Origin of the sequence: Listeria immobilis (assembly GCF_014322765.1) — a bacterium.
GTDB lineage: Bacteria > Bacillota > Bacilli > Lactobacillales > Listeriaceae > Listeria > Listeria immobilis.
This window is the reverse complement of sequence record NZ_JAASTZ010000031.1, coordinates 1-10,359: the sequence shown is the minus strand read 5'-3', so window position 1 is coordinate 10,359 and position 10,359 is coordinate 1. Positions and strand designations below refer to the sequence as shown.

Here is a 10,359-nt window from a genome sequence, read left to right as displayed (position 1 = left end):
CTTCATAAAGAACCCATAGGTTCTAATAACATTGTAATCGATATAGTTGAGAATTACATCTATTTTTGGAACAATCAACGAATCTTAGTCAAACTAGGCTATCTTTCGCCAATAGATTATCGAAAAAAATGGCTTATTGAGTTGCTCTTTTTATATTGTGTCAAAAAATAGTTGCATTCCCATTTTTGTTTTCTCTTTTTATTTTGAATATTAGTTAATATTTATAAAATAGTAAATCTAGAAACTACGTTATATCAATTGATAATATCACTTTCTTCAACAAAACGGTATTATGTAGTAAATCTATTACTTGTTTAGAATCTGAAGCTAACACTAATTTGTTAATAGTTAATAAATATGAGTAATAAAACGGAGGTGGATTTTAAGAATATGTAACTTATTACTAAAAATATGTAACTTATAATTACTATACTCTGAATTTTAAAATTTAAATATATAATTAAAAAGAAGTGAATGAAAAGAGAGGTGAGGGGTATGACAAAGTTGAAATTTAATCGAAAAACGTTATTTTTATTTTTGGGTTTAATTTCAGGAATTGTTTATACTATTTTATTTCTCTTAAACTAGGAGGTGTAAAATAATGGAGTCTAAGCTTGCTCAAATAGAAATAACCAAACTTGAAACTGAAGATTTTTTAGCGAGTGAACAAATGAACTGGAGCGTGACATTGTGTTGTTGCCCATGTTGTTGTTGCTGTTAATTCATGACAAATTTATGGGACTGAATTCGAGACACATTGAAATATTTAGCTGTCTCGAATTCTCGCTTTTTTGAAGGGAGTATAAAAATGAGAACTGACATAGATATACACTATGGAGAAAATAATATTTTATATATCAAATATAAAGAAAATATATATCAGTTTACTGATATTAATATTAATTGCGCAAAAAAAGCTTGGAATGAAATTACTAACGGAAACTTAGAAATAAAAGATGGAGACGTTGAGAAAGCAAAATTAATTGAGTTTTTGAAAAGTATTGGAATATTTGAAGTCAATAATTCCATGTATAGTATTTTAAAAAAAGAAGGTTTAAATATTAATAGTAATAATAAATCAAATGAATTTATTGTTGGGTTGGTGGGAGACGAGGATTTGGTATCCTATTATATGAACAGTTATCCATCTGATTATAAATTAGTAGGACTAAATAATAATTTAGAAGAAATTTACTATGATTACGCTATTATTATTACAAGGAAATTCAATAGAAAAATGCAAAAAAACTTAAATAGAAAATTATATTATATGAATAAACCTTATTGTTCTATTTTGGTTGAAGAAATGAACTTTTCTGTGGGACCGCAAACAATTCCTACCATTACTTCCTGTCTTAAGTGCAAAAATATTCATGAGACAGATAATAATTATTATGGTAATATTACAACTTTGTTTGATGATTCAGATACAGAGAGTAGAGAATTTATACCAAAAAAGTTACTAAATTTATGTATTAGTTTTACCGAGGCGCAAGTATTGAAATATCAGTTACAGTTAAATGAAGGAGCTTTGGAATCTGAAATTGCACAAGTAGCGGTTGAGTATTCATTTTTGGAAGGTTATTGGGAAGAAAGAAATATTATTAAAAGTCCTAAATGTGAAGTCTGCTTTTCAAAATCTGTTGATACTGAACAAGTTTTTGAGGTGAGTTTGCAATGACAGTAATTAAAAGACAAGAGTCGCCTTTCTTAGATGAAAAGTATGGATTAATAAAAAACATATATACATTACCTACATACTATGGTTTACCAAGAGTCTATGTGAAAATGGCTTTTGGCGGTAACTACTCCACTGCTGGTTTTAATGCTAGTGGAGCCGGCGTTACAAAATCTCAAGCAAATAATTCGGCAATTGGAGAATACATTGAGCGTTATTCTTGTTTACATCCAAATCAGGAAATTCAGATTAATAATGAAGAAAAGATAAATCCAAGTATTTTTAATAAGGATGCTACTGATAATTTGGATAATTACCAATGGATAATGGCATACGATTGCCAGAAGAATAAATATGTGTCTGTTCCAGCCGATGCAATTTATCTAACATATAGAAGTGAAAAAGGAAGCAAATGGATAACTACATCGACAGGCGCTGCTTGTGGGTCGAATTTAAATCAATGTATGTGGAAAGGAATTGCTGAAATATTTGAGAGGGATGCATTTCAGTATATATGGAGAAGGCAACTTACCTTCCAGCAGATTGATATAAAATCAAGTAAGCGGTTGGAAACTTACTATAAAAAATATATAAAATGTGATGGGATTAAAATTAAATTATATAGAATGGAATTAGATTGGGAAATGCCAGCTGTTTTTGGTGTTGCTGAATTTGAAAATGGAGGGTGCGTAGTTTCCGCAAGTGTAAGATTTACATGGATAGAAGCCTGTGAGAAGACTTTGCTGGAATTAGCTCAAAGTATAGTTGGTTATGCAGCAGTAATTTTAAAAAAAGAAAAGAAAGATATTTTAGATTTTTCATTGATAAAAGAATATCAAGATCATTCATTGCTATATATGAGCGATAACATGAGCCAGCATTTAGAATTTTTAAATAAAAAAAATAAAAAATTTGAGTTACCGCATGAAACTATTGAGTTAGATGACGGCTTAATTAAAAGTGGATTCATAAAATGTGTAAACAAAATTAATAAGAAAATATATTTTGCTAATGTTACATCTCCTGAATTAAAGAATTCATCATGGTTGGTCGGGAAAACTATTATACCTGGAATGCTAGATATAGAGCCTGATTTTGTAAAGTTCCTAAAAGATGAAAGATTAGATGAAATAGATAGAAATTTAATCAAAATGAACAAACGTGATAAACAAGAGCTGAATAAAAAACAACCTAAAATACCGCATCCGTTCCCGTGATTTGAAAGGAAGATAGTTATGGACGATTTTAAGTCAACAATGATAAGTAATTATTATGCAGATAAATATGCAAGTAATACAGAATTATTACATTTATATCATCAAAATACTAAGCACAGCAAAAAATATTTAATGGGAAATATGTATCGCTCGAGAAAAATGTTAAACAGTCCTAATTTTATTATGGCCACAAAAAATCCGGAGAAACAATTTCCGCTACAAAAAGAAACTCTGCTTAAGAAACCAAGTGAAAATAGCCTGCAAAAAATATTAAATGGCAGGAGGTCACAGGTACATACTCCCAATGAAGATAGTTATATTGATGAACAAATTATCTCTGATTTATTTTGGTCAAGTTATGGAAGTAATACTAAAGGAACAAGAGTTGTACCATCTGGTGGTGCGTTATATCCTTTAGAGATGTATGCAATCATATTTAATAAAACCGATTTGTTAGAAAAAGGTCTGTATCATTATAGCCCTAAGGCACATAGCCTTCAGTTAATTAGTCAAGAAGAGAATGTTTTCGATTTATCAAAATATATCATGATGATGCCTAACCTAGAGTCTCCTTCAGTAGTCTTTTTTACAACTGCTATTTTTAAGAGAGCTACCTTTAAGTATGATACAAGGGCTTACAGGTACATCTTATTAGAAGCAGGAGCTGCTGCACAAAATATTTCTTTAATGGCAACTAAATATAATTTGGTTAGTACTTTTATTGGTGGTACGGATGATTTTGAAGTGGAAAAAATGCTAAATATTGATGGGAATCAAGAAAGTTTGGTTAATTGCTTATTTATAACCAAAGACATGAAATGGAGCTAATATTGTGAATATATATATATATCCTAGGATTAGAAAATTTGAAAAAGAATGTTTATACTTTAATTTCAATTCAAGTAAAATAAATAAAGTTTTTTTGCATTTATTGGAGCATCTCGTTATAAATAGAATTAAAAAAATTTATCAAATTAAAGACATTGATGGATATACTACAGAAGACTTTATGAAGATAAACATCCCTCAAAATGGAGAAATGTTATTCGAGAAAAGCACATGGGTTAATTTATTGTCAGAATTCACAAAAGAAGAGTTTGATTTTTCTATGAATGAGATACATCAAGAACTATTATTAACCAATAGCAATTTAACTAATCTTCTTAATGATATACGAAATAGTGATATTCCCAGTGGTGAATACTTGGGTGATAAGGACATGTTTAATACGTCTCTTAAAAAAGAGCTTTCTAACTTATCTTTGGTTATTTTTTCTGATAATGAAAAAATTCAAAGTATTCCAGATGTTGCTAGGAAGTATTCTAGTATCACCAACAATGCAAATTATAAAACAATTTCAAGTGGTGGAATGAAATCTTTTCAAAAAGGAAAGTATGTCTATCTATATTTAAATATCCCGATAGAAAAAGTAAAAAAAAATTCATATATATATCATTTACAAGTATTTACAACTTATTTAGCGCATTCTATTCAAAGTTTTAGAAAAATTGGTTCGTATTATTCAATCGCTTTTAATCAGTACCATAAAAAATATATTGAATTATTTGTGATCATATCAACAAATGAATTAATCTCAGTAGAAATTATTAATTCATTAAAAAGAATCATTGCTACATACACAATAGAAGAGACGAAAGTAATCGAAACTACTGATGATATTTATCGATATAAGGAAGATTTATGCGGAACCTATATCACCAATGACTTCATTCAAGATAATGTTCCTATAAGTGATAATGATGTAAAGATGTTCATAAATGAACAAAAAGATTTATTATTGGAATGTTTAATGTGAAGGAGTAGTTCAAATGACTAGTAAGGTCTTACAATTAGAAAATATATCAAAAAGTTATAAAAATAGAAACATACTTGACAATATAAATATAACAGTAAATGAAGGGGAGATAGTTGGAATACTAGGATTAAATGGTCAAGGAAAAACCACAATGATTAAAATACTGCTTGGTTTAATCAGTCCTGATTCAGGAAAAACTTTCTTAAACCTTAATTTAAAAGAAGATGTGGGTGTTATGCTTCAAGAAGTAGCAATGCCAGAAAGAATAACAGTTGAAGAGTGGATGAATTTAGTAAGAGTATACTCAAAAGATAAGCGAGATGTAGATGAAGTATTAACGCAACTTAACTTACAAAATGAAAAGAAAAAAATTTGTAATAAGCTGTCTGGAGGTAAACAAAGAAGAGTTCAGTATGCTGTATCAATTATAAATAGTCCCAAATTATTAATATTGGACGAACCTACAGTTGGAATGGATATAGTTTCAAAAGAAGCTTTTTGGGAAGATCTTAAAGCATCCGTGACTAATCGGAAAGTAACGGTACTTTTAATTAGCCATGATTTAGATGAAGTGCAAGATTTTTGCACTCGAATTGCCATTTTGCACAATGGTAAGATAGTAAAGGACGAAGATAAAAAAGATTTAATTAAAACAATAAATACTGATTCATTTTATAAGATCAATACTGACAATTTAAATAGTAGTTTTATGAAACAAGTTAAGTTATTAAGTGTAAATGAGACTGCTGATTATTTGTTTTTTGATAGTAAAAACATAGATAAGGTAATTACTATTATGCAAGAAAATTCTATATCTATATCATATTTAGAAAAGATAGAACATAATTTGAGTAATTACTTTAAGGAGACGATTGAAAATGTTGAATAATAAGCTATACATGTTAATCACTTTAGATATTAAAAGAGTCTTTAGAGATATAAAATATGTAGCATTTATAATTATTTTACCTATTTTTTCTATATTATTTATAATGAATTATTTGCAACGAATGCTGCAGTGAACGGGATTCCATGGGGAGAATATTCTTTAGTATCAATGATCTCTTTTGGCATTATGGGGAATGCAATAAATCTTTTGGGGACAAAAATAGCTGATGAAAAAAAAGGAATGTGGTATGATTATTTAAAAGTATCTCCGATTAGTCCTAAAGAATACGGTATTAGTCATATTTACTCATATTTAATAATATCCATCTTGTTTACAGTATTAATGTTTGTAATTGGTTTTTTGTATAATGGTGTTTCAATAGATTTCTATAAAATGATTGAGATAGGTATTTTATTAAATATAGGGAGTATACCATTTCTCTTATTAGCCTTATTAGTTGGAGAGATGGGGAGTCTGGCTCAACCATTTGGGACAATTATTTATTTGTTCCTATCGTTTTTAGGAGGATTGTGGATGCCTATAGAGGCGATGCCGGAAACAATGCAGCAAATAGCAAAAATATTACCATCTTATAATTATGCGAATTTGGGATGGACAGTATTAGCAGATAAAAAATTAGAAGTTGTTAATTTTTTGTTTCTTATTGGATATGCCACTCTATTTCTTCTTGTCTATATCCTACTGACAAATAGAAGAAAAGAGTGAATATGTAGGAGGTAATATGAAGTATAATTCACCCAGTGCAGAAAAATCTAGTATAAAACATAAATTAGTAAAATGGGCGCATGTTCCTGTAGATTTACATATAAATAATGATACAACAAAAAAAAGAAATGCAACTTTTCTTTTTAATAATTATTCAGAAGAGGATGTAATTCGATTTTTAGAGGAATATATTGTTTCCTCTGTTGGTAATAATTTTTATGGAATTCAATTAAAAGGAATTAGACAAGGAGAATTAACTAAAGTATTGTTCTCAGATATATACTATTTTGAAGCAATTCAGAGTAGACTTTATGCGTACACTCAAGAATCTGCCTATTTAATTAAATGTAAGCTATATGAAATTGAAGATTTTAATCCAATATTTATTAGGATAAATAAATCTACAGTAATAAATATTTTATTTGTCGGAAAAGTTAGGCCTTTAATTAATAGTAAACTACAAATTGAACTATTAGATGGTCAAGACCTTGAAGTAAATAGGAAATATAGGAAAAATTTTTTGAACTATTTAGAGGAGTATTAAAATATGGTTTTTTTGAAAAGTAGCGTAGTTATAATAGGTATTGGGGCCATATATAATCTATATTTTATGTTATTAGACACAGGTAAAGAAGGACTAATAAATTTACTAATATTTTTTGTAATTGCTAATATAGCGTTCTATTCGATTAGATATATTGTTAATTACTCCAAGTGGTTTAATAGAAATGGATATATTCAAATCATATCTATTTTTTTAGTTAGCTCAACTTGTGAGGTGATTTATGGTATCTTAACAAGGAAAGAAATTATAGATATGTGGTATTTTATTATAGCAGGGTTGCCCCTAACTATTATCGGTTTAGTTTACTGGAATTTTTATTGTAAATCATTACAGTCAAGATTGGATAAAAAAAAGAAAATATTAATTGCAGCTAACGAAAAGAATAATAATTTTGACTAAAAGTTTTATACGAATAAAGTTTGAAAGAAGCTTTCATTTGGGCATACGCATATAAAGAGACTAAGTTCATGATAAAGTCCATCGCTTTAAAAAGGAGGGACAAGTTTCTTTTATAGAAATACGATATATGCCCCCTTTATCCCAATCTAACTCAATGGCATTGAGTTAAATTGGAGTGAATAGCGAGAAACCTTGTCGTTCTAAGAGAGAAGGCGAATTTTTGTTTTCTCTTTTTTTCAATGTTTTCGAACCTTACTTAATATTATTATGTCATAAACTAAGTAAGATTCAGAGTTCGGGTAACCCAGCCAGATGAAAATATAACATTTATTTTCTTACATCAAGGGCTAAATGTTCCCAATATGGCTACTTAAAAAAAGATCTCTTACCAATAAAATCAATAAATGCTGGCATGATTTGATATATGCGAGTGCCGATATTCATTATAAATGGAAGGTTCACTTCACGTCTATTTTTCCCCATAATTTGTACAGTTCTTCTGGCTACGTGTTCCGGTTTTAATATAAACCTTCCTACTGAATCTAAATATTCTCCGGATTGATCTGCAACCTCAAAAAAATTGGTTGCAATGGGTCCAGGATTTATCGCTGTAACATTAATGTTATCAGATGCTACTTCTAACCGTAGTGCATTCGAAAATCCAATGATAGCATATTTGGTTGCCGAGTAAACAGAAGATTTTGGTGTAGCAATCTTTCCAGCCTGTGAAGCAATATTGATGATATGACCTGTTTGGCGTGATTGCATTGCTGGTAAAATCAATTGGGTTAAACGAATCAAGCCTAATACATTTGTATCAAACATTTTATTGGTAATATCAAATGGAATGTCCACAGCATTTTTGAACAAGCCAAAACCGGCACAATTAACTAGTACATCAACTCGGAAGTTTCGATTAACTTTCTCACTTAATTGCATTATTTGTTCGAAGTCGGTCATATCTAGAGTGAAATATTCTGCATCAACAGCAAAATCGGCAGATATTTCAGCTTGTAATACCTTTAGTTTTTCTGTACTTCTTGCCATTAATATTACATTTGCCCCGGATGCGGCAACCTGTCTAGCAATTTCTACCCCCAGACCACTCGAAGCCCCAGTAATCATTACTGTCTTATTCCTTAAAAAAGTATTCATTTTATCATTCTCCTATTTTCGCATTTAAAAAATCAACTTTTTAGCAAGTGTAGCCATTTAATTGTATTTCTTCTATTAAAAAGTAACAATGTTAAGCACTTTTCAGCTAGTATTTGCGAATTATATAATAGCTGGTTCTGAAAAGCAACGCTTAGAGATTTTCGAGCATACTTAAAGGCAGCAGTTTAGGAGAATATTTGGGGAAATAGAATAAAGTTCAATGAAAAGACATATTTTAGTATGATTTATGTGATATTTAACCCTAGGATTGTGTATAAGTTCTGTTATCCTTTTAAAGAATTAATGAGAAGAACTTATCAAAAGGAGATAGAAAATGAAGAAAATAGCAATCATTATGTTGGTGTGCTTCCTGACGGCCTTTGGAGTTAGCCCTGGAATTCATGCGCAAGCAGCCGCAACTGACACGGTCAATATACCGGATCAAAATCTTTATGAAGGATTAAAAAAACTCTTAACAAAGCCGTTTGCTACGTCACTAACGGAAGCAGACTTGGCACAACTTGATATCGCAAAAATTAATTACTCTAACCCTGCCGATGCGTATGTCCCAGGAAAAGTTTCGGACCTAACTGGTTTGGAATATGCTACTAATATGACACAAATCGATTTTTCATCGAGTAATGTGAGTGATCTTACCCCGATTCTCCACCTACCTAATTTAAAAAAAATTACAGGTGTACAGACCTCCCTTAGAAGTTTAGATGGCATTCAAAATCTTCCGGCATTAGAGGATTTAGAGTTGGGTGCAGACTATATTCAAGATTTTTCAGCGCTATTAGAAGCGAAAAATTTAACTCGTTTTAGTTATGATTCTCACCAATGGCTTTCTAGCGATTACTCAGCTATATCAGATCTTACTATTCTTTCAAAAATGCCAAAACTACAATATCTTAATTTAAATTGGAATGAAGTTAGTGATCTTTCTCCATTACGTGGAAATGATACGATTAACACATTAAATTTGAACCATAATAAAGTACAAGATCTCGCTCCGTTAGAAGATATGAATAACTTGGAAATATTGTATCTAAATCAGAATGAACTCACTTCATTGGACGACTTAAGTGCTTTAGAAGGCATGAAAATTTTATATGCAGATTCTAACCATATTGTAGACATAGCTGCATTAAATCCTTTGTTTAACTCGATGATAAAAGAAGGAGACTATAAAGGATTACAAATCAATAACCAAACGATTACCTTACCAACAATTACTATTAAACAAGGGGAAACTGCTACTTCCACGAACCCGACAAAAGGGCTAGATGGCCAAATCATGCCAATTCAAACTGCCTCCAGTGAAGGACAAGTTTCTAGTGACTCCAAAACGGTTTCTTGGGATAATATCACAGCAGATACCAATGCTACGTATAATATAGCAGCTACAGACCAATCAGCCGCAGGAGTAGATTTTTCTTACTCACTTAAAGTAACACAACCAATTAAAGTGTTAGCTGCCAATTCTAGTGAGGTAAACGTTAAATATGTAGATACAGCAGGCAATGAACTTGCTCCATCAGACACAATAACCGGAGTTGTAGGGGATGCTTATAGCACTACAGCAAAAACCATTGACGGTTGGAATTTGAAAACAACCCCAGCAAATGCAAACGGTACATTCAGCGATACAGCGCAAACCGTGACTTATGTGTATGAAAAAGCAGCAGTAGCCGGTCAAGATGTGACGGTTAAATATGTAGACACAGCAGGCAATGAATTAGCTACATCAGACACATTAAGTGGAAATGTAGGTGAAGCATATACTTCGACTGCAAAAACTATTGACGGTTGGAATCTAAAAGAAACGCCAGCAAACGCAAACGGTACATTCAGTGATACAGCACAAACCGTGACTTATGTGTATGAAAAAGCAGCAGTAGCCGGTCAAGATGT

11 protein-coding genes are annotated in these 10,359 nt (G+C 30.6%); 10 read left to right on the top strand and 1 reads right to left on the bottom strand.

All coding sequences use genetic code 11. The annotated features are described in order from the left end of the window. The first annotated feature begins 15 nt into the window (after positions 1-15). The 9 genes from HCJ50_RS15480 (at position 16) to HCJ50_RS15440 (ending at position 7,290) form a co-directional block, all read left to right on the top strand. Positions 16-171 carry an IS3 family transposase gene (locus tag HCJ50_RS15480; RefSeq protein ID WP_390895378.1) on the top strand — a complete coding sequence of 52 codons (156 nt, stop codon included), beginning with the start codon at positions 16-18 and terminating at the stop codon, positions 169-171. A 637-nt stretch (positions 172-808) separates the two neighbouring features. Next, positions 809-1,681 (top strand): hypothetical protein, encoded by an 873-nt coding sequence (locus tag HCJ50_RS15475; RefSeq protein WP_185348748.1) that lies wholly within the window; start codon positions 809-811, stop codon positions 1,679-1,681. Continuing rightward, positions 1,678-2,895: a YcaO-like family protein gene (locus tag HCJ50_RS15470; protein ID WP_185348746.1), complete on the top strand. Its 1,218-nt coding sequence runs from the start codon at positions 1,678-1,680 to the stop codon at positions 2,893-2,895. The genes HCJ50_RS15475 and HCJ50_RS15470 overlap by 4 nt, the downstream gene beginning before the upstream one ends. An 18-nt stretch (positions 2,896-2,913) precedes the next feature. After that, entirely contained in the window at positions 2,914-3,723 is an 810-nt protein-coding gene (locus HCJ50_RS15465) for a SagB/ThcOx family dehydrogenase (RefSeq protein WP_185348744.1), read from the top strand. A gap of 4 nt (positions 3,724-3,727) precedes the next feature. Then, positions 3,728-4,711: a hypothetical protein gene (locus HCJ50_RS15460; protein WP_185348742.1), complete on the top strand. Its 984-nt coding sequence runs from the start codon at positions 3,728-3,730 to the stop codon at positions 4,709-4,711. A gap of 13 nt (positions 4,712-4,724) precedes the next feature. Then, on the top strand, positions 4,725-5,600 hold the full coding sequence (locus HCJ50_RS15455) for an ABC transporter ATP-binding protein (RefSeq protein WP_185348740.1): 876 nt from the start codon (positions 4,725-4,727) through the stop codon (positions 5,598-5,600). Positions 5,601-5,729: 129 nt separating this feature from the next. Continuing rightward, positions 5,730-6,326, top strand: a complete 597-nt coding sequence (locus tag HCJ50_RS15450; RefSeq protein WP_311769599.1) for an ABC transporter permease — start codon at positions 5,730-5,732, stop codon at positions 6,324-6,326. A 16-nt stretch (positions 6,327-6,342) separates the two neighbouring features. Next, complete coding sequence (locus HCJ50_RS15445) at positions 6,343-6,870, top strand: LytTR family DNA-binding domain-containing protein (protein ID WP_185395464.1); 528 nt, start codon at positions 6,343-6,345, stop codon at positions 6,868-6,870. 3 nt (positions 6,871-6,873) lie between these two features. Beyond that, positions 6,874-7,290, top strand: coding sequence for a hypothetical protein (locus tag HCJ50_RS15440; RefSeq protein ID WP_185348736.1), 417 nt, complete (start codon positions 6,874-6,876; stop codon positions 7,288-7,290). 366 nt (positions 7,291-7,656) lie between these two features. Here the strand turns inward: HCJ50_RS15440 and HCJ50_RS15435 are convergent, their stop codons facing one another. Next, entirely contained in the window at positions 7,657-8,445 is a 789-nt protein-coding gene (locus HCJ50_RS15435) for an SDR family NAD(P)-dependent oxidoreductase (RefSeq protein WP_185348734.1), read from the bottom strand. A 334-nt stretch (positions 8,446-8,779) separates the two neighbouring features. Here HCJ50_RS15435 and HCJ50_RS15430 point away from each other — a divergent pair. Then, positions 8,780-10,359, top strand: a 1,580-nt coding sequence (locus HCJ50_RS15430) for a MucBP domain-containing protein (RefSeq protein WP_187127563.1), incomplete at its 3' end; no start/stop codon positions are given.

Excerpts from the sequence above, each read along its gene's own strand:
- HCJ50_RS15470 (WP_185348746.1), top strand. The coding sequence starts at position 1,678 with ATGACAGTAATTAAAAGACAAGAGTCGCCTTTCTTAGATGAAAAGTAT.
- HCJ50_RS15465 (WP_185348744.1), top strand. The coding sequence starts at position 2,914 with ATGGACGATTTTAAGTCAACAATGATAAGTAATTATTATGCAGATAAA.
- HCJ50_RS15475 (WP_185348748.1), top strand. The coding sequence starts at position 809 with ATGAGAACTGACATAGATATACACTATGGAGAAAATAATATTTTATAT.
- HCJ50_RS15440 (WP_185348736.1), top strand. The coding sequence starts at position 6,874 with ATGGTTTTTTTGAAAAGTAGCGTAGTTATAATAGGTATTGGGGCCATA.
- HCJ50_RS15435 (WP_185348734.1), bottom strand. The coding sequence starts at position 8,445 with ATGAATACTTTTTTAAGGAATAAGACAGTAATGATTACTGGGGCTTCG.
- HCJ50_RS15455 (WP_185348740.1), top strand. The coding sequence starts at position 4,725 with ATGACTAGTAAGGTCTTACAATTAGAAAATATATCAAAAAGTTATAAA.
- HCJ50_RS15445 (WP_185395464.1), top strand. The coding sequence starts at position 6,343 with ATGAAGTATAATTCACCCAGTGCAGAAAAATCTAGTATAAAACATAAA.